Below are 21,607 nucleotides of genomic sequence, written 5' to 3' on the forward strand. Positions count from 1 at the left end.
GGTAGAATGAAAGCAATTATTAAAGGAATCATTGGAATTTTTGCAGTCGGTTTAGTCATCGGAGGCGTTCTCTTTTTTAGAAAGGGGGCTGTTCCTATCCAAGCAACGGCGCAAGAAAAAGTATCATGGGAACTGATTTTAGTAAATAAAACGCATGAGATTCCAGATAATTACCAGGTGGATTTACAAGAATTAGCTAATGAACAAGCGGTCGATAAGCGTATTTATCAATCGTTACAGGAGATGTTTGATGCTGCGAGAGTGCAAGGCGTGAATCCCAAAATTAGTTCAAGCTATCGAACACATGCGGAACAGATTCAAATTATGGAAGACAAGATTGCAGGGTTTATCCAGCAAGGGTACACATCTGAAAAAGCAAAGGTAGAGGCTGAAAAATGGGTGGCTATACCGGGAACAAGCGAGCATGAGCTGGGGCTAGCAGTCGATATTAATGCCACAGAGACTTCATCTGACAAAGAGGTATACAACTGGCTAGCTAAAAATGCTTATCAGTATGGGTTTATTTTGAGGTATCCTTCAAACAAAGTTCAGTTGACTGGGGTAGATTATGAGCCTTGGCACTATCGTTATGTTGGTAAAAAGGCGGCAAAAGATATCTATCAGTCGGGCGTTTGTTTGGAAGAGTATACGGGTTCAAAAACGAGTTAGTTGATTGAACAAGGGATTGTGACCAATCATAAAATATTTCAAAATAAACATGTTGAGAGGACTCATTGAAGTCTTAGAATAACAATCCGTAGAGCAACCTTTTGAATTTTTGTGTGGCTAAAGCTAAATCAGTGAAAAACAGGGAAAGTACCTTCTTCGTGAAGGTCTTTTTTTTGAGTCAGCTATTGGTCTAGTGATAGAGTCTATGGGGATGTTTTTTGAAAGCCCTTCGTTTTGAGTCTCTAAAATAGATATTGACTCGTGTTGGTCAGTCTTCGCCAGATTATCTTTTTTCTTCCTCGACAATATGGTAAAATGAGTACTAGTGCAATTAGGCACTCTCTAAATTCTTAAACCAAAAAGCATAGGTGAGTAAAATAATGAAAAAAATTAAAATAAATGGTAATCGCCCATTAAAAGGCGAAGTAACAATAAGTGGCGCAAAAAACAGTGCAGTGGCGTTGATTCCAGCTGCGATTTTAGCTGATTCTCCGGTTATATTAGAAGGAGTTCCAGATATCCAAGACGTTCATTCACTCATCGAAATTCTAGAAATTATGGGTGCAAAAATTAAATTTGAGAATAACCAGTTAGAAATTGATCCAAGAGAAGTCGTATCTGTTCCAATGCCAAGTGGCAAAATCAATAGTTTACGAGCTTCTTATTATTTTATGGGGTCTTTATTAGGTAAGTTTGGTGAGGCCGTAGTGGGACTTCCAGGAGGTTGTTATCTAGGTCCTCGTCCAATTGATTTACATATCAAAGGGTTTGAAGCGTTGGGGGCAACAGTCAACAACGAACATGGCGCAATGTATTTACGAACAGAGAACGGCCCGTTAAAAGCAACGCGTATCTTTATGGATATGGTGTCGATTGGGGCAACGATTAACGTGATGTTAGCGGCCGTTAAAGCAGAAGGAAAAACGATTATCGAAAATGCCGCGAGAGAGCCGGAAATTATCGATGTAGCAACCCTTTTAAATAACATGGGTGCGAATATCCGTGGCGCAGGAACGGATATTATTCGTATTGAAGGGGTCACCGAATTACATGGGTGCCGTCATTCGATTATTCCTGACAGAATTGAAGCGGGGACTTATTTAGCAATGGCCGCAGCAGTCGGTGAGGGAATCGTTGTAAGAAATGTTATTTTTGAACATTTAGAAAGCTTCATTGCCAAATTACAAGAAATTGGCGTGCAAATGAACATCGGAGAAGACGCAATTGAAGTCTTACCTTCACATGATTTAAAAGCCGTTCAGGTGATGACTTATCCTTATCCTGGGTTTGCAACGGATCTTCAACAACCTCTAACACCTTTACTTCTTAAAGCAAAAGGAACAGCTGAAATAACTGACACTATCTACTCAAAACGTGTAAATCATATCCCTGAGCTGGCTCGTATGGGGGCCGATGCAACAGTCGAAGGCAACCTAATTGTTTTGAATGGTCCCAATAAATTACATGGGGCAGAAGTTGTGGCCTCTGATTTACGGGCGGGTGCTTGTTTGGTCATTGCTGGATTAATGGCAGAAGGCACCACGACCATTTATAATGTGGAGTACATTCTTCGCGGTTATGATCATATTATTGAAAAGTTAACTGCTTTAGGAGCAGATATTGAAATGATCGAAGAGGAGGCGGAAAAATGAGCGATTATTTAACAATGGCGGAGCTCGAGAATAAGACTCTAAAAGAAATCTATACTTACGCAAAAGATTTTAAGATTCCTTATTACAGCCAAATGAATAAGAAAGAATTGTCTCTGTCTGTCATTCGTGCGCAGGCTGAGAAACAAGGTTTCTTCTATATGGAAGGAATCTTGGATATCGTCGGTCAAGAAGGCTACGGCTTTTTACGCCCGATTAACTATGGTCCGAGTGTTGAAGACATCTACATTTCATCTTCTCAAATCCGTAGATTCAGTCTACGAAACGGAGACAAAGTGGCGGGGAAAGCTCGTCCACCAAAAGAGTCAGAACGTTATTATGGCTTGATGCATGTCGAAAGTGTCAACGGAAAAGATCCCGAGGAAGCAAAAGAACGTCCTCATTTTCCAGCATTAACTCCTCTTTATCCAGATAAACAAATCAAACTTGAAACCACACCAGGCCGTTTGGCAACACGCATGATTGATATTTTTTCACCCGTTGGCTTTGGTCAACGTGGATTGATTGTGGCCCCACCAAAAGCCGGGAAAACAAGCGTCCTAAAGGAAATCGCTAACGGCATTACAGATAACCATCCTGAAGTGGAACTCATCTTACTCTTGATTGATGAGCGTCCTGAAGAAGTGACGGATCTCGAAAGAAGTGTCAAAGGAGATGTGGTCTCTTCAACCTTTGATCAACAGCCACAAAACCATACACGCGTTGCTGAACTTGTATTGGAGCGTGCGATGCGCTTAGTAGAAGATAAACGTGATGTCGTTATTTTAATGGATAGTATCACTCGTTTGGCGAGAGCTTACAACTTAGTTATCCCACCGAGTGGCCGGACATTGAGTGGCGGGATTGACCCAGCGGCTTTGTATAAACCTAAGAAATTTTTTGGTGCAGCAAGAAACATCGAAGAAGGCGGAAGTCTGACGATTTTGGCAACAGCCTTAGTGGATACAGGCAGTCGAATGGATGATATCATTTACGAAGAATTCAAAGGAACTGGGAACATGGAGCTGCATTTATCGCGTGATTTAGCAGAGCGTCGAATCTTCCCGGCGATTGATATTAAGAAATCAGGTACACGTAAAGAAGAATTGTTGATTGCGCCTGATAAGTTAGAAGACTTGTGGAAGCTTAGAAACAATATGACCGGCGACTCACTAGTTTATACAGAACAGCTGATTCAATTCTTGAAAAAGACCAAAACAAATAATGACTTTTTTGAGGCTTTCCAAGATGTTTCATTTGGCAATCGGACACCGAAAAGAAATCCAAAAAGATAATTGCATATTGACTCAAATCATGGTACGATATTACTGTTGTAAATCGACAAATCAACTCTGACTCAGCAAATGAATCAGGGCAAAGGAGCGAACGAAAGATGAAACAAAATATCCATCCAGAATATCATCCAGTAGTATTTATGGACTCAACAACTGGTTTCAAATTCTTGTCAGGTTCTACAAAATCTTCACAAGAAACAGTTGAATGGGAAGACGGAAACACTTACCCAGTGATCCGTGTCGAAGTAACTTCTGACTCTCATCCATTCTACACTGGACGTCAAAAATTCACACAAGCAGATGGACGTGTGGATCGTTTCAACAAAAAATACGGTATCAAAGACACAAACGCTGCAGAATAAACAAAACATTGTTATATCAACGTTTGGCAGACTCCATTACAGATGGAGTCTGCTTTTTTGTCGTTTTGACTATACCAATTGATTCTTGATATTCTTTGGAATCACCCATGAAGTCCGCAAAACGATTGGCAGTTTCTTTGGTTGGTTTCTTACTTACATGGGCATAGATATCCATTGTTGTTTTAAAAACAGCTTATAATCGATTGTGGAATCTGGCAAAAACAGATAAAGAAGGGGCAACTTTAACTAAAAATATCGGTCCTGCTTTGGTGAGTTATGCGAAAGAAAAAGGAGTAACTTTAAAACAGACAACGACACAATCCCCAAGCTTTTCATTAATCCAAACAGCTATTGCACAGAGCTATCCAGTGGCGTTATCTGTAATCTACAATAAAAAAGACGGAGGTGTTTCAGGGCATACAGTCTTTGTGCAAGGGGCTATGACAGGTAAGCGCGGAAAGACAACAAATAATTTCATTGCCTTAGCAAATGGCTGGACTGCTTCTGCAACATATATGAATTATTGAACGATTCCCTCGACGTTAAGATCTTATGAAGTTGTAATCTGGAAAGGGAAAAAACTGTTTTATTAGAATGTGAGTACAAGAAAGGTGAATTTAAAATAATTTGCATACTATCATTATGATTGTTCTTGTCTATTTCATTTGAATTACACATCGGCAAATAAAGTGGTACGAAATGACCAATTTTTTGTAAAATAATTAAGTTGCTTATATGTTATAAGTAAGAAGCAAAATAAAAAAATCCTTGCCAAATGTTAATCTGACAAGGGATTTTTCAAATTAATGGCGTTGATATTAGCAATATATCAAGGGAATCTTTGAGGAACAAAATAGGTATAGTTTCTCAAAAGATATATCTATTTAAAGGATCGATAGAAGAAAATATAAAGTATGGTGTAGAAGATGTTTCAGATTTTGAGGTTGAGCGAGTAATAGATATGTTAAGCTTAGAACAATTATTTGCAAGTTTACCTAATAGGAAAAATACTTTGGTAGAAGAAAATGGATTGAATTTATCAGGCGGACAAATTCAAAGGATTGTCATAGCTCGAGCCTTCTTGAAGAAACCTGAGATATTTCTTTTTGATGAAGCGACTGCGCACATTGATTATGAGAGTAAAATAGAATTGGAGAAAATTATTTTGACACATTTGAAAGAGAAAATATGTATATTTATTACACATGAAATGAGTTTAATCACATTGTGAATAAAGAATATCATTTATGAATATACATTAAATAAAAAACTAGCGCTTCTAGGATTAAAGATGGTTCATTTGTTACAATATAATCAAGTTAATTAAGTACGTAATCCTAATTTTCAAGAAGTATAAAACCAAAAAAAGCTTTCTTCACTTCTAATCAATTGCTGGGTCTTGATGGAGGCATATTCAATTTATGTGGGGCTTTATCATCAATTGTTATTCCAATTTTCATCGGCTTTTTGAGTCGCTGGGGGATTTTTCTTATGCGTTACTATTTGTGGCCATCATTGTGTTCATCGATGCTTGCTTTTATATTTTTGTAGTAGGAAACTTAGAGAAAGAAGACTAGAGAATCAGGATTTACTTTACTAGATGGCTAAGCTCATTGTACAATTTGCTTTTTAAGATCCGTCAATTAAATATATTGCTTTCTTTACTTTTCTTCGAGAGATTAAGCAAGTATGATTATTTTCGAAAGCAACAATATTCTCGGAACGATTGATAGATTCTACATTTGATAGGTTAATAACAAATGACCTGTGGCATTTAAAGAAACGAGAATCAAGCTGTTCGATTTCATCTAGGGTCGCATAAAATTCAATAATTTTTGTTTTTCCAATGAGTCGTATTTTATGTGAGATACTACTGGTTTCAAAATAAAGAATATTTGAAAAAGGAATTTGAAAATGACTATGTTTATTTTCGAAAATGAAAGCTTCGTCAGAAACTAATTGATTTCCTGGGTTAAATAACAAAGCCATACATTCCGTTACCTGACTTTTAATTACAATTTCATCGTTTTCTTTATTAATAAAATCTAACGCTGAAACTTTATACTTATAGGTATGTGGTGCAAACTCAAAATGAGTGGTCACAAAAACTATCATACCATAGGGATCGAACTTGCGAATGTCCTGTGCTACTTCCAATCCATTCTTTTTTTCATTTTTTATCTCAATGTCGAGAAAATAAATACTCTTTCCCTGTGCTTTTTCTGCTTTTTTAAGTAATCGTTGAGGTTGGGCAGTTGTGCTAATTAAGCGAGGAAACCATTTATATTCAGAAAGAATTTCCTTAATCAATTGCTCTAATCGTTGCTGTTGCATCAAGTCATCTTCTAAAATAAAAATATTCATAACTCGTTTTCTCCCTTTATAGTTATCAATTGTCGAAACATATCATCTAGGTATTCTGTTTCTAGTGAAAGATAGTTATAGCGATTGAAAATATTTTTGAGTGTATATAAGCCGATTCCCCGATTTTTTCCTTTTGTTGAAACCCCCCACTCATAAATTTTGGAAAGATTTATCTGTTTACTAGAACAAGAATTTTCGATGATGATTGTTTGTTCATCTTCTTCATTATTCACCAAAAAAACAATGGAGATAGATGGATTTGATGTCTGGATAGCGGCTTCGATTGCATTATCCAATAAAATTGATAAGATTCGAATATAGTCAAATATGTCTAAGCTTGTTTTAGTAATAGGATTAGTGATTTCAAGAGAAACCTGGATGTTTTCTTGTAGTGCTTTAATTATTTTTGCCGAAATAATTCCTTTGATTGGAAGGAGTTTCAGATTGCTCAAAGCAGTGAGATTATATTTATCATCTTGTAATTCAATTTGTTCATTCGCTAAAATTGTTTCATAAGATTCCTTGATTATGTCTATATCACCTGTTTTAATACTCTCTTTGAAGCTAATCAACATATTATGGTAATCATGTCGAAAGCTACGAATGTCATTATATAAGTTCTCGATTTGTTCAACATGATTAGTTAAATCTGTTATTTGCTCATCTTTGAGTTGCTGAATTTGTTGACTGTAGAGCTCTTTAGTTTTGACTCTTAGATAACTTAACAAGACAAAAATTGTCCCCACAAAAATAATAATTAAATAATTACGCAAGGGATTGATATCTGAATTTAAGAAATAATTTTCGAACCAAAGATTGGAAATGTAAATAATACTACAAAGACTTAATATTGAATTAATCGCTGTAAAAAATATAGTATTATTTAAATCTCTGTTCTTTCTTAGAAAGTCGATATTCGGTTTTAATAATTTTAATAAAATATAATTAGCAAGCACAGGAAATATTGGTGCAATTAAATTTAACAATAACGTACTCAGGTTAATTTCGTTTTTTAATCCTAATAAGAATGACACGGAATTAAGGAATATGTATCCAAGAAATGACGTGACAAGAAGGGTATAAATACTGTAAAACCATAGTAGATTTTTGTTGTCTTCTCTATTTTTTCTATAGCCATGAAAAAATAGAGAAAGAAAAATGAATACCGATCCAAGTAAATTGAATAGCATTGTGACAGCATTAAAAAAGGTAATGAGAATAAAAAGTTCCAAGTAGGATAGCTTATCTTTACTTATACTTTGGTAAATAATGCTATATGCAATTGATTGACTTGTGTGAATTAAAAAAATTAGGAACCCAACTAACATTTTTTTTGCATCCATTTAGTTGTTAGAAGAGCAGAATCATTAAAAATGAAACTCAGGTACGTTTTTTTTTTTATTGTTGGTGGAGAGTATTTTATCAGTCTCTTCACGATTTTTTCTTTCAAGATATTGTCATTCTTCTTCGTAATATTCATAGTTTTTACAAATCCTTTTCGTTAGTTTATAAATGAATTATGTAATATTAATATCTTATCAGCAGTGATTCTCAAATCTCAGAGTTAGATTGAATAAAAGAAAAGTACACAGTTCCGATTTATTCAATACCTAAATATGAATGACTGAGAAACAACTTTTGAAGGGGAAATAATAATAGTCCATTATTTTTACGATGCCGATCGTCACATCTGCGCATAATCAACTCATTCACAATCGTTACATAATGCTATTTTATTTTTCTAGATGGCTAATTTGATTATAACATTTCTAGACGAAAAAGATTTTTTACATGGTCTCTTTCAATAAATATCTTTTGTCATGTGTGTAAATTTCATTGATTTTCTTTCAATTTACCAAAGTTAAGAGATGATTTCAACATTAGAATGAATAGTCTCTTTTTAATGATGCTAATTTTTATATAAAAATTTCCTTATTTTATTATTACGAGTAATACTTTTGCATAGTGTATTATATAGCAATTTTTTGTGAAATATAAGAATTTTATGAAAAATCAAACCCTAATACGACTTAATTTAAACCATTTAAGGTGAAAAGTTGACCAAATAGGGTATTAGTATTTAAAAAATTTTTTTCCACTGTATAGTTTTCTATAGAGAAAAACAAAAAGTGATGTTCTGAATGATGAATTAATCGTATCCTGGTATTGTATTGAGTAGAAAAGAATAGATTTCTATTATATTAACTATGAACGTACTTGCTTGCCACTATAGGATAAACCAAGCAGAGTGATAACACTAGTAGTTAAAATTTATAAAAGTACAGTAACTATGTTAGGGTATCTCTTTTTTTAGAGAAATTTAAAATCATTTTTTCGCATTAAGTAGGAAGATAAGGGAGAGAATTGAATGGAAAAAAACGTGAAATTGAGAATTGACCATATTTCTAAGCAGTTTAATGGCTATACTATCTTGAATGATATTAGTTTTGAAGTAAAACAAGGGGAGATTGTCGGATTTTTAGGTCCATCTGGTGCAGGAAAAACGACAACAATTAAAATTGTGACTGGGCAATTGAAACAAACTTCTGGAGAGGCTATGATACTAGGAATGGATTCTAGAGGAATCAATCAGAAAATATATCAGCGAATAGGTATTGTATCTGATAACAGTGGCATCTATGAGAAGTTAGATGTGTATGAGAATTTACGTATTTTTGCAAGATTATTGAATGTTTCTCTTTCTCAAGTAGATGAACTGATGAAACAAGTTGGACTTTATGAACACAAAAAAAAGAAGGTCAGCAAACTTTCTCGTGGACAAATCCAGCGTTTGATTCTAGCAAGAGCAATTTTACATAAACCAGAGTTACTTTTTTTGGATGAGCCGACTAGTGGGCTAGATCCAGCAACGGCAGAAGGAATTCATAAATTATTGTTAAACTTGAAGAAAGAAGGTATGGCAATTTTTTTGACTACACATAATATGAATGAAGCAAAGAAATTATGTGATAAGGTTGCTTTGATTAATAAAGGGCGAGTCGTTGAGTTTGGAAAGCCAAGTCAGCTTTGTCTTAAATACAATCAAAATATTACTTACAATGTATTATTAAGAAATGGAGAGCTCCATCATGTATCGCAGAAATCTAGTGCAATTATTCAAGTAAGTGAGTGGTTAAAGTCAGATCAGATTGAGACAATTCATTCTAATGAACCTTCATTGGAAAAAGTATTCTTAGCAGTGACTGGGGAGGAACTAGTATGAACAGGGCGTCAATAAAACGTATTTGGGTGTTATCAGAAACTAAATTTAAGAGTTTTTATTATAACAAATTGATTGGCAGTTACTTGATTTTTCCACTGGGGATTGCTTTGATAATGAAATTTCTCAATGAACAAATTAATAATCGACAACTGTCTGTAGAGGAATTAACAATGTGTATCAATATTAGTGCAATTTTAAACGTATCTTATGTTGCTTATGTGACACCGGCGACATTGCTTGCAGAAGAAAAAGAAAAGAATACATTACGCGTATTGATGGTATCAAGTATAAGTGGTTTTGAATTTTTTCTTGGCAATTTATTACCTGTTGTAGTAGTTAGTTCAGTTGTACAGATGTCTATCGTTCCATTACTTGGAATCCATTTTTCTGTTGAGCAGTTAGGGATTTATTTATTAGTTAGTCTTCTTGGAATTGTGAGTAGCTCTGTTTTAGGGATGTGTGTTGGTATTCTGTCTCAAAGCCAGATGAGTGCTACCTTGATTACAATGCCTTTGACAATGTTGCTGATGCTCATTCCAATGTTGAAAAATCTATCACAGATGATGAAAACAATAGCTGATAATCTATATACAGGTATTTTGATGAATTCAATTCCAAAATTGGTTGCTAATCAGTCGCTTAATTTAAGTATACAAAATTGGGCAGTGCTGATTGGCGAACTTCTATTATCAATTATTTGGTTTTTGTGGTTGTATTCGAGGAATGGATTTGATAAAGATTAATTTAATTGAAAAAAAAGAAGAAAAAGAAGATTAGAGAATCAAGTAAACCAGGATTTATAAGCGACAAACAGACTATCTTGTGTGGGTAGTCTGTTTGTCATTTTTGGAGTGGAAATTTTATAGTACGAAAAAGAGCGTGTCTATAATGTCGGATTTTTAATTTTTCCATAAAAATAAGTTGAAGAGAAAGAAATCACACAACTTAAGGCCATACAGATGAAAAATGTTGGCCAAAATTCTAATGGAATGGATAAGAAACCTGGAAGCCCACTGATCCCAACCGAGGTTGCAATGACATGTTGCGTTGCCATAAAACCACCAATTAATCCTGAAGTTAAGATAGCAAATACAAATGGGAATTTGTATTTTAAGTTGATACCAAACATTGCCGGCTCGGTGATTCCCATATAGGCCGATAAACCAGCCGCTAACCCCACACCTTTTAACTTTTTGTCTTTAATTAAGAAGTTCATCGCGATTGCAGCTGAACCTTGAGCCAGGCTAGACATTACGCCAATTGGCCAAATGTAGTCACCGCCGTTAGCCATTAGTTGAATATGGATTGGTAAGAACGCATGGTGCATCCCTGTTACCACTAAGGGTGCTAGTCCAGTACCATAAGCGATACCGCCTAAAAAAGGCACGTGGTTAAACAGCCAAACAATCCCACCAACAACTGTATTTCCAATGAAAATGGTCACAGGAGCAATTAATACAAAAGTCAGAATACTGGTGATTAGAATGGTAACTGGAGCAACGACCAATAACTGGATTGTTTCAGGAACACGTTTGCGTAAGCCAATCTCCATTTTTGCTAAAACATAACCTGAGACTAACGCAGGGAGTACCTGTGCTTGTAGGCCCATTTTTGTAATGGAGAAGCCTAATATTGTCCAGTGAGGAATGTCGCCGGAAGTTAAAGCTTGACCATAATTCCAAGCATTCATTAAGTCAGGGTGAACAAAAACTAACCCTAAAACAATTCCCAATAAGGGGCTTCCCTTGAAGTACTTAACTGTCGACCAAGTAATTAATGCCGGTAAAAATTGAAAAGAGGTATTTGCAATCGTGTTTATCATACTTGATAAATCTGCAATAGCTGGAAATGTTTCAATGACGGATTTAGCAAAAAATATTCCCGGATTAGTTAGTAAATTATTTAAACCCATAAGTAAACCTGCAGTAACAATGGCGGGTAAAATAGGGACAAAAACATCCCCTAAAATTTTGATTACACGTTGTAACGGATTTAAATGAACTTCCGCTGCAATATCTTTAACCTCTTGTTTTGACAGCGATGCTAGACCAGATTGTTCAATAACCATGTCATAAACTTGCGTAACATTTGGCCCAATTACCACTTGATATTGCCCGTTTGCTCTGAAGGTTCCCTTAACGTCTTCCAAGCTTTCAAGTAATTCTTGATTTGCTTTTTTTTCATCATGTAGAACAAAACGTAACCGAGTCACACAATGCGTTAATGCGGCAATATTTTCTTTACCACCCACGCCTTTAATAATTTCTTCTGCTTCATTTTGATAATTCATTACTTTTCAACCTCAATTCTTAAACTATTTTTTGGTTCTATACGAGAACTATTTCCAATCATGATTGAATAGTCACCTGCATCAAAGATTTGATTCAATAATTCATCGTAATAAATGAAGGTGTCGCGATTGATTTGGAAACGGACGGTCTTTTTTTCCTGCGAATTTAGCTGGATTTTTTTGAAATTTTTTAACTCTTTGATTGGCCGAGCGTAAGTGCCATAGTGTGCGCCAATATATAATTGAACGACTTCTTGGCCTGCAGTGCTACCAGTGTTGGTTACATCGACTGAAACGCACCAATGATTTTTTTTGAGATGGTTGACTGTCAAATTATCTATTAAAAAACTAGTATAACTTAGTCCAAATCCGAAAGGGAATTCCGGTTCATTAGACAGGTCAATATATCTAGTCGTATTGAATTTGTCAATTTGATAAGGCCGTCCAGTACGGTAATGACTATAGTAAATTGGCAATTGGCCTTCATGACGAGGAAAAGTCATCGTCAGTTTTCCTGCAGGGTTGACGGTTCCTTCGAGGATATTTAAAATAGCAGTGCCAGCTTCACAGCCCAAGTGCCATGCCTCAACGAGTGATTTAGTGTGAGGTAAAATATCTGCAAGAACTAGCGGACGTCCATTCATCAAGACGACGATAATATTTGGATTGATAGCTGAGATGGCTTTGATAAACTTAATTTGAGTCTCGTCAAGACTTAGCATGGCTTTTGATTTTGCTTCACCAGAGTCCGTAGCTTTTTCTCCTAAAACCAAAACGATTTTATCCAATTGAGTTAGCTGTTTATTCGTTTGACTGCCTAACGTTTTAGTTTTTTCAAATTCACTATAAGCATCTGGTAATAGAAAGTAATTTTTATTATTTTTAGTTGAGACGGCTTTTGCAATTGAAGTAATCTCCGAGGCATCCCCCATACATGACCAAGTATCTAGCATGCTCTCTTGATCATCGAGAAAAATCCCTGCATATCCGACGCGATCCTCTTTTTTTAGTGGAAGAAGCTGCTCGTTTTTTAATAAAACGATTGATTCTTCAGCAATTTGTAAAGCTGTTTTACGAAATTCATCTCTTCTTTTTATTATATTGTTATAGTTGTCAGTAGAAGAGCGATAAGGATTATCAAATAAGCCTAGTCTAAATTTTAGTGAGAGTACTCGATAGACAGCCTTGTCTAAAAGAATTTCATCAACGATATGCTGCTCTACCAGCTCTTTTAGAGAAGTTATATAAAGTAGAGAAGACATATCTACGTCTAATTGACAGTCAATGGCTTTCTTTACCGCATCTTCGTAATCTCTAGAGAAACCATGAGTGATTGTTTCTTTCAGAGCATTCCAGTCAGAGATAAGTAGACCAGAAAAAAAAAGTTTTTCACGAAGTGTAGTCACTAAAAGAGTTTTATTTGTTGTCGCGGGGATTCCATTTAGTAGGTTAAAACTACTCATAATTGATAGAACTTTTTCATCTATTAATCGCTTAAAAGGAGGTAAATAGATATTGGCAAGCTTGTACCAGGAAATATCCGCAGTGTTATAGTCTCTACCCGCCTCGGCCTCAGAGTAACCGACGAAGTGTTTGGCACATGCAAGTAGATGGTTAGGGTCTATCCTTCCATCAGTATCTGGCCCTTGAAAGCCTGTTACTTTCGCTGCACCAAATTCAGATGTAAGATAAGGATCTTCCCCAAAAGATTCTGCTACACGCCCCCAACGAGCATCGCGACTGACGTCAATCATTGGTGCGAATGTCCAATGAATACCGGCAGCAGAAGCTTCTTCGGCCGCTATTTCAGCTGATCTTTTTAGCAATTCTGTATTCCATGTACAAGATTCTGCTAGAGGGATAGGGAAGGTCGTCAAAAATCCATGAACGACATCTTCTGCGAATAATAAAGGAATTCCCAGGCGCGTTTCATTAACCGCTATATGTTGTAAGCTATTTGCCTTTTCAATTTCTTTTATCGATAAAAAGGAACCCACTGAGCTCGTACGTACTAATTGTTCATAGTGTTCTTCTTTGCCCCCGTAGATTGATGTTCCTACTTGATTCATTTGACCAATCTTTTCTTCAATCGTCATTTTTGATAACAAATCTTTGATAAAGACTTCTTCAGAAATTTCTGATGTAACTTTCAATACTTTCACATCCAGTTTTTTTATAATATACTAAGGTGAACTAGCTAGATTCATACTTATCATATCAGTCAATGGAATCGGTTTCTTTATATATGATTACTTTTTTTTACAAAATAGCAACCTAGGAGGGATGTTGTGGATCCAAAAAAATTAAAAATAATTGATAGTTATTTCTTCAGTAGACCCGTAGAAAATTACGTTTGTGAACCTATAGAACATCGTTTAGTAGATTGTTATGAGATAGAGGTAATTACAGAGAGTCGTGGAGGAATGTATATTGACGATCAATATTACTCAATTAAGAAAGGCGATTTGATTTTTAGATACCCTGGACAGACAACACAAGGTGTTTTACCCTACTCGTGTTATGCTCTTCGTTTTTATATCGAGGATAGACTGTTTGAAGAGATTGCAAAAAAGAGGATACCACCAATATCTGAAGGAAGAGTCACCAAACAGCTAGCACCAATTATCGAGGATATTTTCAATGAACGTATCAATCAAAATGATATTTCCAATTATTTCTTTGACTACCAATTAAACAAGTTAGTTTATATTTTACTTGCTTTTTTTCATCCAGAGGCAAAAGCTTTTCAAAAAGAGTTTAATGTCCATAATGTCTATGTATCAGAGTGTCTAGCATATATTCAAACAAATTGGCGAGAGGTTAGAATCGATGATCTTGTTACTAGGATGGGCGTTAGTAAACCTTATTTGATGAAAGTGTTTAAGAAAGAAACGGGAAAAACAATTCTTAGTTATATTGACGAAACTAAAGTTAGTCACATCAAAAAAATGCTGATTTTTACGAATGACTCAATAACAGAAATTGCTTATTCTGCTGGCTTTAAGACACCCAGTTATTTTACCAATTACTTACTTAAGCATACGGGAATGTCGCCGAAACAGTTGAGAAAAAAATATACTTCGATTAATCAATAGAGGTAATTTTTAATAAGTTAATGCTATTTTTGCAATCAACTTGTTAGTAATGAATTATTTTTGGGAATTTTCACAGAGATAGTTCACGTGAATGATTAACGTAAATCAGTTCCCACTTGAGTGTCTTATCAAAACCGTCTATACTAAATGTACGTACAACTTTTAAGGAGCTTAGAAAATGAAGTCTAAATACCAACAAATTGCGGATGAGATTCGTTCGAAAATATTAAGTAATGACTATCCTGTGGGGACAGTGATTCCGCCTGAGTTACAGCTGCAAAAAGATTATGGGGTGAGTCGCCATACCGTTCGTCAGGCGATTGCTTTATTGGTCAATGACGGGTATTTGCGCAAAGAAAAAGGCTCAGGAACATATGTGGACGATGCCTTTCAAACGTCGGTGCGAACAACAGGGAAAAAAACAATTGGGGTAATTACAACCTACCTATCTGATTATATTTTTCCTTCAATTATTCGTGGGATTGAACAAGAACTGCGAGAAAACGGCTATTCATTGTTGTTAGCCAGTACCAATAATGATCCGATACAGGAGAAAGAGTGTTTGGAAAGAATGCTGGAACAAGGGGTTCAAGGGCTGATTGTTGAGCCAACAAAAAGTAATCAGTTTAATCCAAATCTCGCGTTGTATCTTTCGTTTAAAGAACGGAATGTACCCATTGTTATGATTAATGCTTATTATGAGGAGCTAGATATACCTCACATTTGCGTGAATGATACGAAGGCTGGGTTAATTGCTACAGAACATCTGGTGAGTCAGGGACATAAAAATCTTGCGTTGATTACGAAGATTGATGACTTGCAAGGAAAATATCGAATGAAGGGTTTTATCAAGGCACATGAAAAAAATCGGTTGTCGTTACGTGCCGAGAGCTTATTTACCTATACTACAGAAACCAAGGAAAGTGTGGCAAAAGAAGTATTTGAAGCGATGTTAAATGAAGAGGAGCGGCCAACAGGGATTGTCTGTTACAACGATGAGATTGCCAATCGAATGGTTCAAGAAATAAATAAAAAAGGTTACCGTGTGCCTGAGGATTTTTCGATTATTGGCGAGGATGACTCCTACTTAAGTTTGATTGGTGACGTGGCGCTATCCACCGTGACTCATCCAAAAGAAAAGATGGGTGTTGAGGCCGCCAATTGGATTATTCAAGCGATTGAATTAGGTGAAAATAAAGGGAATATCTATTATGAACCGCAGCTAGTGCTAAGAGATTCTGTTCGGACGATTACTCGTTAATTTATACGGACAATTTTGGAATCAAGTTTGACATGTACGGACAAATATTCTATAATTCTTTTTGTAGAAAGCGATAACAAAATCGCTTTTGGCAAAAAGAATTTTTTTGTTTGAATAGACGATGGAGGAGGAATGAACGTGGCGAAGACAGAACAAAAACAGACGCAGATAATTGATGATATCCGGAATTGTCGGACGGCGTTAGGGATTGAGCTAGGTTCTACCCGGATAAAAGCGGTTTTGATTGACTCCAGACATCAGCCGATTGCTTCGGGCAGTTTTGAATGGGAAAACCAGTTAGTTGAGGGCATTTGGACGTATAGTTTGGAGGAAATCTGGCAGGGACTTCAAGCGAGCTATCGAGAAATGGCAGCAGAAGTTTTTGCAACATATGACCTTTTATTGACAAAAATCGGCTCATTAGGAATTAGTGCCATGATGCATGGGTACATGGTTTTTGATAAGGAAGGGAACTTATTAGTGCCGTTTCGGACATGGCGAAATGCGATGACTGAACAAGCGGAAAAAGAATTGACGGAGATCTTTCAATTTAACATTCCACAGCGTTGGAGTATCGCACACTTATATCAAGCTATTTTAAACAAAGAAGCGCATGTGCCACAGATTGATTATTTCACGACTCTCGCAGGGTATATTCATTGGCAGTTAACTGGTGAAAAAGTCCTTGGCGTGGGGGATGCTTCTGGGATGTTTCCGATTAGTGAAGTGGGAGCTGATTATGACCAGAAAATGATGGCACAGTTCGAAGAAAAGATTGGCGCTCAAACGTTTCCTTGGCGGTTAACAGACATCTTACCGACTGTGTTATTAGCCGGTGAACAGGCTGGGTATTTAACAGAGGAAGGAGCAAAACGCTTAGATATCTCCGGCTCTTTGGAGGCAGGAATGAAGGTTTGTCCGCCAGAAGGGGATGCTGGAACGGGAATGGTCGCAACAAATAGCGTAGCCAAACGGACGGGGAATGTCTCAGCAGGTACGTCTGTTTTTGCCATGATTGTGTTAGAAAATCAATTAAAAAATGTTCATCCAGAAATTGATTTGGTAACGACGCCTTCAGGAGAAGCAGTGGCCATGGTTCATGCAAATAACTGTTCCTCAGATATTAACGCTTGGGTCAAACTGTTTGCAGAATTTATGGAAGCTATGGGGATGACTGTTGACATGAATCATCTGTTTGAAATGTTATTTAATCAGGCTTTAAAAGGAGACCAAGATGGTGGTGGTTTGTTATCTTATGGTTATTACTCGGGGGAAAACATTACTGTCTTGAAGGAAGGGCGACCTTTATTTGTTCGGACGCCCGATAGTCGATTTACCTTGGCCAACTTCATGAGAACACACCTCTTTTCTGCATTGGGCGCTTTAAAAATTGGCATGGATATATTAAACAAAGAAGAACAAGTTCAAATTGATAAGATATTTGGTCATGGCGGATTGTTTAAAACAAAAGAGGTTGGGCAAAAAGTCATGGCATCCGCAATGAATTCCCCTGTCTCTGTGATGGAAACGGCGGGCGAAGGTGGTGCGTGGGGGATTGCCTTATTAGCGGCATTTGTACAAAGGAAAGAGCCAACACAATCACTTGCAGAGTATTTAATGCATGAGGTATTTCATGGAGAATCAGGGAGCGAGATTGCACCTGATGAAAAAGAGATTGCCGGTTTTGAACAGTTTATCGAACGTTACAAAAAAGGATTAGCCATTGAGCAAGCAGCAGTAGAGTTTCTAAATTGAAAGGAGTGTCAAGGATGTTAGAACAATTAAAGGAAGAAGTTTTTCAAGCCAATCTTGAACTTCCAAAACAAGGATTAATCAAATATACATGGGGAAACGTCAGTGGGATTGACCGAGAAAAAGGACTTTTTGTTATTAAACCAAGTGGCGTCAGCTATGACAATATGAAGGCTAGTGATATGGTCGTTTGTGATCTGGCAGGAAACGTCGTGGAAGGGGAATTAAATCCTTCTTCTGATACACCAACACATGCGGTTTTGTATCAAAAATTTCCTGAGATCGGTGGAATCGTGCATACCCATTCGACTTGGGCAACGGCTTGGGCTCAGTCTGGTTTGGATGTTCCGGCCATGGGGACAACGCATGCAGATACGTTTTATGGGACAGTACCTTGTGCACGTTTCTTAACTCAAGAAGAAATTGATCGAGGATATGAAGCTGAAACAGGCCATGTGATTGTGGAAACGTTTAAAGAGAGAGGCATCCAACCACTAGAAATTCCTGGAGTTCTTTTACACGGACATGGCCCATTCACTTGGGGCAAAACGCCAAGCGATGCAGTCATGAATGCAGTCGTATTAGATGAAGTTTGTCAAACAAACTATGTGGCACGACAGTTGAACGCTTATGCACAAGAATTACCACAACGTGTCTTAGACAAACATTATTTAAGAAAACATGGGAAAGATGCGTATTACGGTCAAAAGTAGATAATCCCAAATAAAAATTTGACGATGAATGGCGTAGCAAAAAAAATTGATAAACGAGGAGAGAATCGTATGTTAGAAACAGGAAAAAAAGAATTTTGGTTTGTTGTAGGGTCACAACATTTATACGGAGAAGAAGCCTTACAAGAAGTCAAAAGTCATGCTGAAAAATTAGTCGCAAGCTTAAATGAGAGTGGCAGCTTGCCGTATCCAATTGTTCTTCAAGAATTGGCGGTAACGGCGGATACCATTACAAAAATTATGAAAGAAGTCAACTATCGAGAAGAAGTTGCCGGTGTAATTACCTGGATGCATACCTTCTCACCTGCTAAAATGTGGATACGCGGCACTAAGCTTCTTCAAAAACCGTTACTTCATTTGGCTACACAATATAATGAAAGTATTCCATGGAAAACCATTGATATGGATTTCATGAATTTGAATCAATCTGCTCATGGAGATCGTGAGTATGGCTTTATTAACGCGCGTCTGAACAAACAAAATAAAATTGTTGTCGGTTACTGGGAACGTCCGGAAGTGCAGCAACAAATTGCAGATTGGATGGATGTTGCGGTGGCTTATAATGAAAGCTTTGATATTAAAGTCGCACGCTTTGGGGATAATATGCGGAATGTCGCAGTCACTGAAGGCGATAAAGTAGAGGCACAGATTCAATTTGGTTGGACGGTTGACTATTTTGGTATCGGCGATTTAGTGGCGATTATTGATGCGGTTAGTGACGAAGAAGTCGAAAAGACATTTGCTGAGTACAAAGAGCTCTATACGTTTGAGTATGGCGACTATGATGAAAAAACGTGGGAAGCCCATGTCAAAGTTCAAGCGAAACAAGAGATTGGCTTGCGTCGTTTCTTAGAAGCGGGTGGTTATACAGCTTTCACCACCAATTTTGAAGATTTATATGGGATGCAACAATTGCCAGGCTTAGCTGTTCAACGTTTGATGGCTGAAGGCTACGGTTTTGCTGGCGAGGGAGATTGGAAAACAGCGGCGATTGACCGGTTGTTAAAAGTCATGGCGCGTAATTCAGAGACTGGCTTTATGGAAGATTATACTTATGAGTTAGCGGCTGGCAAAGAAGCAATCCTGCAATCACATATGATGGAGGTTGATCCAACTCTAGCGCATACAAAACCAAGAGTTGTCGTTTCTCCTTTATCAATGGGTGATAGAGAAGACCCAGCGCGTTTGGTTTTTGATGGGAAATCAGGAGATGGTGTCGTGGTTTCAATGGCAGATTTTGGCACGCACTACAAATTATTAGTCAATGAAGTGTCTTGTTTTGAGCCAACAGAAGAAGCACCAAACCTTCCAGTTGCGCGCATCCTTTGGGAGGTCAAACCAAACTTCCATGAAGGGGTCCAAGCATGGATTGAAGCGGGCGGCGGTCACCATACTGTGGTTTCCTTGTCATTAACGACGGATCAAATTTTAACTTGGGCGAAGTTAGTTGGATTGGAAGTTGCATTGATTAAATAAACGACCGATGTAAATGAATACTTTGTGAAATCAAAACAGAGGATAGGGCATAGCCAAAGTTATGGCCCATCCTCTGTTTTGTTGTTATCTAGGATAAATGTTGATTTTCTGTAACCAAAAATTAAGATAAAAACGGTCATGTATCATTTTTATACTTATTGTGCGTCTGTAACCAAATCAGTTTTCTAGGGCCGACCACTTTCTTTATGGGCTGCTTAATCTGAGGAGGTTGTTCTACGCAGAGCAACGAATTCATTTTGGTTTTTCTATTTTTCTGTAAAGAAATAAAACCAATATCAAAAGAAGTATAAGGAAATTTCTTATATTGGTATCAATGGGGGCAAACCAAATAATATAAATACATAAAATAAAGTATAGGAGCGGTACGAGTTTTTTTAACATTCTATTGCCTCCTTATTAATAAGTACGAAGGAAATTTGCTTAATGAAATGATTGTGACTAAATATCAGTTGGCTTAGCCAAAGAAATCGCAATGGAGTCAAAATACCCTGTAAACGTGTCTATACGTGTATAGGGTATTTTGACTTCCTAGGGATTTTGTTCTTACACCTCAATTTGAGAAGGCGAGACGCCATAATATTTTTTGAAGAGCTTACTAAAATGATAAGCATCTTGATAACCGACTGCTTGTGCCACATCTCGAATCGTTAACTGATCGTTTTTTAAGAGTTCCTTAGCATGTTTTAGACGGACTTGGATGAGATAATTTATCGGACTCATTCCTGTTGATTCTTTGAATATTTTGGACAGATGGGTCGGACTGACATACAAAATCTCAGCTAACTGTTCTAGCGTAATCTCTTGATTGTGATGATTTTCTAGATAGTAGATGGCGTGATTGACGATATTTTGTTTTCGTTTAGCAGTTTTAGATAGTTCAACCGTGACGGTACTGCCTTGTTCGTTTTGAAGACTACGCAAAATTAACACGAGCATTTCGATGATTAAGGCTTTGACCATCAACTGAAATTCTGGCTTTTCCTCATTATATTCTTTGGTTAAGCGCCAAGCTTTATCTAAAAACGCACATTGATATTCACCTAAATCAAGCAAGGCTTCTTTGTTTGGAAAATGATTTCTCGTCAATCCATCTAAAGAGATATTGGATAAGCCAATATGTAGCTGATGTGAGTAAGTATTTTCTGGTTGGCGTTCACCATGTCTGACCCCAGGATTAAAAAGCATGATTCGACCAGCACCAATACGTGTCGTGCGCTCCCCAATGGTATACTCGACTTCCCCTTCCAAAACGATACTAATTTCTAAAAAATCATGATGGTGAATATTGCCTTCATTTCCTGACTGATTCCATGGATCGAAGGCATAAATAATTTCTGGGTTAAAAATTTGTGAATTTGTATAGCTCATAGTCAGAAGCCCTTTCTTATTCTCTACTAATATTGTACATCAAAACAAGTA

The 21,607-nt window shown here is 36.8% G+C and carries 19 protein-coding genes; 13 read left to right on the forward strand and 6 right to left on the reverse strand.

The annotated features are described in order from the left end of the window. Window positions 1-6 precede the first annotated feature (6 nt). The 4 genes from IGI37_RS04605 (at window position 7) to IGI37_RS04620 (ending at window position 3,975) form a co-directional block, all read left to right on the forward strand. The gene (locus IGI37_RS04605; RefSeq protein ID WP_438760261.1) at window positions 7-669 is read left to right on the forward strand and encodes a M15 family metallopeptidase; all 663 of its coding nucleotides are present in this window, start codon (window positions 7-9) and stop codon (window positions 667-669) included. Between the two features lie 380 nt (window positions 670-1,049). Next, the gene (locus tag IGI37_RS04610) at window positions 1,050-2,321 is read left to right on the forward strand and encodes a UDP-N-acetylglucosamine 1-carboxyvinyltransferase (protein ID WP_438760262.1); all 1,272 of its coding nucleotides are present in this window, start codon (window positions 1,050-1,052) and stop codon (window positions 2,319-2,321) included. Next, complete coding sequence (gene rho / locus IGI37_RS04615) at window positions 2,318-3,613, forward strand: transcription termination factor Rho (protein WP_438760263.1); 1,296 nt, start codon at window positions 2,318-2,320, stop codon at window positions 3,611-3,613. Before IGI37_RS04610 ends, rho begins: the two co-directional genes overlap by 4 nt. 98 nt (window positions 3,614-3,711) lie before the next feature. Further along, a complete protein-coding gene (locus IGI37_RS04620; protein ID WP_161842907.1) occupies window positions 3,712-3,975 on the forward strand; it encodes a type B 50S ribosomal protein L31 in 264 nt (87 codons plus the stop codon). Between the two features lie 16 nt (window positions 3,976-3,991). On the opposite strand, the gene IGI37_RS04625 is transcribed toward IGI37_RS04620, so the two are convergent. Further along, a complete protein-coding gene (locus IGI37_RS04625) occupies window positions 3,992-4,150 on the reverse strand; it encodes a hypothetical protein (RefSeq protein WP_438760264.1) in 159 nt (52 codons plus the stop codon). 28 nt (window positions 4,151-4,178) lie between these two features. Between IGI37_RS04625 and IGI37_RS04630 the strand changes: the two genes are divergently transcribed. Together IGI37_RS04630 and IGI37_RS04635 are read left to right on the forward strand one after the other, a co-directional pair. Continuing rightward, a complete protein-coding gene (locus IGI37_RS04630; protein WP_438760265.1) occupies window positions 4,179-4,502 on the forward strand; it encodes a hypothetical protein in 324 nt (107 codons plus the stop codon). 275 nt (window positions 4,503-4,777) lie between these two features. After that, window positions 4,778-5,206: an ATP-binding cassette domain-containing protein gene (locus IGI37_RS04635; RefSeq protein WP_438763582.1), complete on the forward strand. Its 429-nt coding sequence runs from the start codon at window positions 4,778-4,780 to the stop codon at window positions 5,204-5,206. A 398-nt stretch (window positions 5,207-5,604) separates the two neighbouring features. Here IGI37_RS04635 and IGI37_RS04640 read toward each other — a convergent pair whose 3' ends face one another. Together IGI37_RS04640 and IGI37_RS04645 are read right to left on the reverse strand one after the other, a co-directional pair. Then, complete coding sequence (locus tag IGI37_RS04640; protein WP_438760266.1) at window positions 5,605-6,339, reverse strand: LytR/AlgR family response regulator transcription factor; 735 nt, start codon at window positions 6,337-6,339, stop codon at window positions 5,605-5,607. Next, the gene (locus IGI37_RS04645; protein ID WP_438760267.1) at window positions 6,336-7,325 is read right to left on the reverse strand and encodes a sensor histidine kinase; all 990 of its coding nucleotides are present in this window, start codon (window positions 7,323-7,325) and stop codon (window positions 6,336-6,338) included. The genes IGI37_RS04640 and IGI37_RS04645 overlap by 4 nt, the downstream gene beginning before the upstream one ends. A gap of 1,382 nt (window positions 7,326-8,707) precedes the next feature. On the opposite strand from IGI37_RS04645, the gene IGI37_RS04650 reads away from it, so the two are divergent. Together IGI37_RS04650 and IGI37_RS04655 are read left to right on the forward strand one after the other, a co-directional pair. Continuing rightward, window positions 8,708-9,562: an ABC transporter ATP-binding protein gene (locus IGI37_RS04650; RefSeq protein WP_438760268.1), complete on the forward strand. Its 855-nt coding sequence runs from the start codon at window positions 8,708-8,710 to the stop codon at window positions 9,560-9,562. Beyond that, window positions 9,559-10,305, forward strand: coding sequence for an ABC transporter permease (locus tag IGI37_RS04655; protein ID WP_438760269.1), 747 nt, complete (start codon window positions 9,559-9,561; stop codon window positions 10,303-10,305). Before IGI37_RS04650 ends, IGI37_RS04655 begins: the two co-directional genes overlap by 4 nt. A gap of 140 nt (window positions 10,306-10,445) precedes the next feature. On the opposite strand, the gene IGI37_RS04660 is transcribed toward IGI37_RS04655, so the two are convergent. Then, window positions 10,446-11,852, reverse strand: coding sequence for a PTS transporter subunit EIIC (locus tag IGI37_RS04660; protein WP_438760270.1), 1,407 nt, complete (start codon window positions 11,850-11,852; stop codon window positions 10,446-10,448). Beyond that, the gene (locus IGI37_RS04665) at window positions 11,852-14,005 is read right to left on the reverse strand and encodes a glycoside hydrolase family 3 N-terminal domain-containing protein (RefSeq protein ID WP_438760271.1); all 2,154 of its coding nucleotides are present in this window, start codon (window positions 14,003-14,005) and stop codon (window positions 11,852-11,854) included. The genes IGI37_RS04660 and IGI37_RS04665 overlap by 1 nt, the downstream gene beginning before the upstream one ends. Window positions 14,006-14,140: 135 nt before the next feature. On the opposite strand from IGI37_RS04665, the gene IGI37_RS04670 reads away from it, so the two are divergent. The 5 genes from IGI37_RS04670 (at window position 14,141) to araA (ending at window position 20,167) form a co-directional block, all read left to right on the forward strand. Beyond that, the gene (locus IGI37_RS04670) at window positions 14,141-14,947 is read left to right on the forward strand and encodes an AraC family transcriptional regulator (RefSeq protein WP_438760273.1); all 807 of its coding nucleotides are present in this window, start codon (window positions 14,141-14,143) and stop codon (window positions 14,945-14,947) included. 178 nt (window positions 14,948-15,125) lie between these two features. Then, window positions 15,126-16,208 (forward strand): GntR family transcriptional regulator, encoded by a 1,083-nt coding sequence (locus tag IGI37_RS04675; protein ID WP_438760274.1) that lies wholly within the window; start codon window positions 15,126-15,128, stop codon window positions 16,206-16,208. A 138-nt stretch (window positions 16,209-16,346) separates the two neighbouring features. After that, the gene (locus tag IGI37_RS04680; protein ID WP_438760275.1) at window positions 16,347-17,963 is read left to right on the forward strand and encodes a xylulokinase; all 1,617 of its coding nucleotides are present in this window, start codon (window positions 16,347-16,349) and stop codon (window positions 17,961-17,963) included. A 14-nt stretch (window positions 17,964-17,977) separates the two neighbouring features. Further along, window positions 17,978-18,673 carry an L-ribulose-5-phosphate 4-epimerase gene (locus tag IGI37_RS04685; protein WP_438760277.1) on the forward strand — a complete coding sequence of 232 codons (696 nt, stop codon included), beginning with the start codon at window positions 17,978-17,980 and terminating at the stop codon, window positions 18,671-18,673. Between the two features lie 69 nt (window positions 18,674-18,742). Continuing rightward, the gene (gene araA / locus IGI37_RS04690; RefSeq protein WP_438760279.1) at window positions 18,743-20,167 is read left to right on the forward strand and encodes an L-arabinose isomerase; all 1,425 of its coding nucleotides are present in this window, start codon (window positions 18,743-18,745) and stop codon (window positions 20,165-20,167) included. A gap of 564 nt (window positions 20,168-20,731) precedes the next feature. On the opposite strand, the gene IGI37_RS04695 is transcribed toward araA, so the two are convergent. Next, window positions 20,732-21,556, reverse strand: a complete 825-nt coding sequence (locus IGI37_RS04695; RefSeq protein WP_438760280.1) for an AraC family transcriptional regulator — start codon at window positions 21,554-21,556, stop codon at window positions 20,732-20,734. Between the last annotated feature and the right edge of the window lie 51 nt (window positions 21,557-21,607).

The sequence above is a fragment of the Enterococcus sp. AZ194 genome, from assembly GCF_051713825.1.
Taxonomy (GTDB): domain Bacteria; phylum Bacillota; class Bacilli; order Lactobacillales; family Enterococcaceae; genus Enterococcus_K.

Coding starts and splice junctions, on each gene's coding strand:
- IGI37_RS04655 (WP_438760269.1), top strand. CDS start 9,559: ATGAACAGGGCGTCAATAAAACGTATTTGGGTGTTATCAGAAACTAAA.
- rho (WP_438760263.1), top strand. CDS start 2,318: ATGAGCGATTATTTAACAATGGCGGAGCTCGAGAATAAGACTCTAAAA.
- IGI37_RS04660 (WP_438760270.1), bottom strand. CDS start 11,852: ATGAATTATCAAAATGAAGCAGAAGAAATTATTAAAGGCGTGGGTGGT.
- IGI37_RS04685 (WP_438760277.1), top strand. CDS start 17,978: ATGTTAGAACAATTAAAGGAAGAAGTTTTTCAAGCCAATCTTGAACTT.
- IGI37_RS04650 (WP_438760268.1), top strand. CDS start 8,708: ATGGAAAAAAACGTGAAATTGAGAATTGACCATATTTCTAAGCAGTTT.
- IGI37_RS04640 (WP_438760266.1), bottom strand. CDS start 6,339: ATGAATATTTTTATTTTAGAAGATGACTTGATGCAACAGCAACGATTA.
- araA (WP_438760279.1), top strand. CDS start 18,743: ATGTTAGAAACAGGAAAAAAAGAATTTTGGTTTGTTGTAGGGTCACAA.
- IGI37_RS04625 (WP_438760264.1), bottom strand. CDS start 4,150: ATGGATATCTATGCCCATGTAAGTAAGAAACCAACCAAAGAAACTGCC.
- IGI37_RS04605 (WP_438760261.1), top strand. CDS start 7: ATGAAAGCAATTATTAAAGGAATCATTGGAATTTTTGCAGTCGGTTTA.
- IGI37_RS04620 (WP_161842907.1), top strand. CDS start 3,712: ATGAAACAAAATATCCATCCAGAATATCATCCAGTAGTATTTATGGAC.
- IGI37_RS04695 (WP_438760280.1), bottom strand. CDS start 21,556: ATGAGCTATACAAATTCACAAATTTTTAACCCAGAAATTATTTATGCC.
- IGI37_RS04675 (WP_438760274.1), top strand. CDS start 15,126: ATGAAGTCTAAATACCAACAAATTGCGGATGAGATTCGTTCGAAAATA.
- IGI37_RS04610 (WP_438760262.1), top strand. CDS start 1,050: ATGAAAAAAATTAAAATAAATGGTAATCGCCCATTAAAAGGCGAAGTA.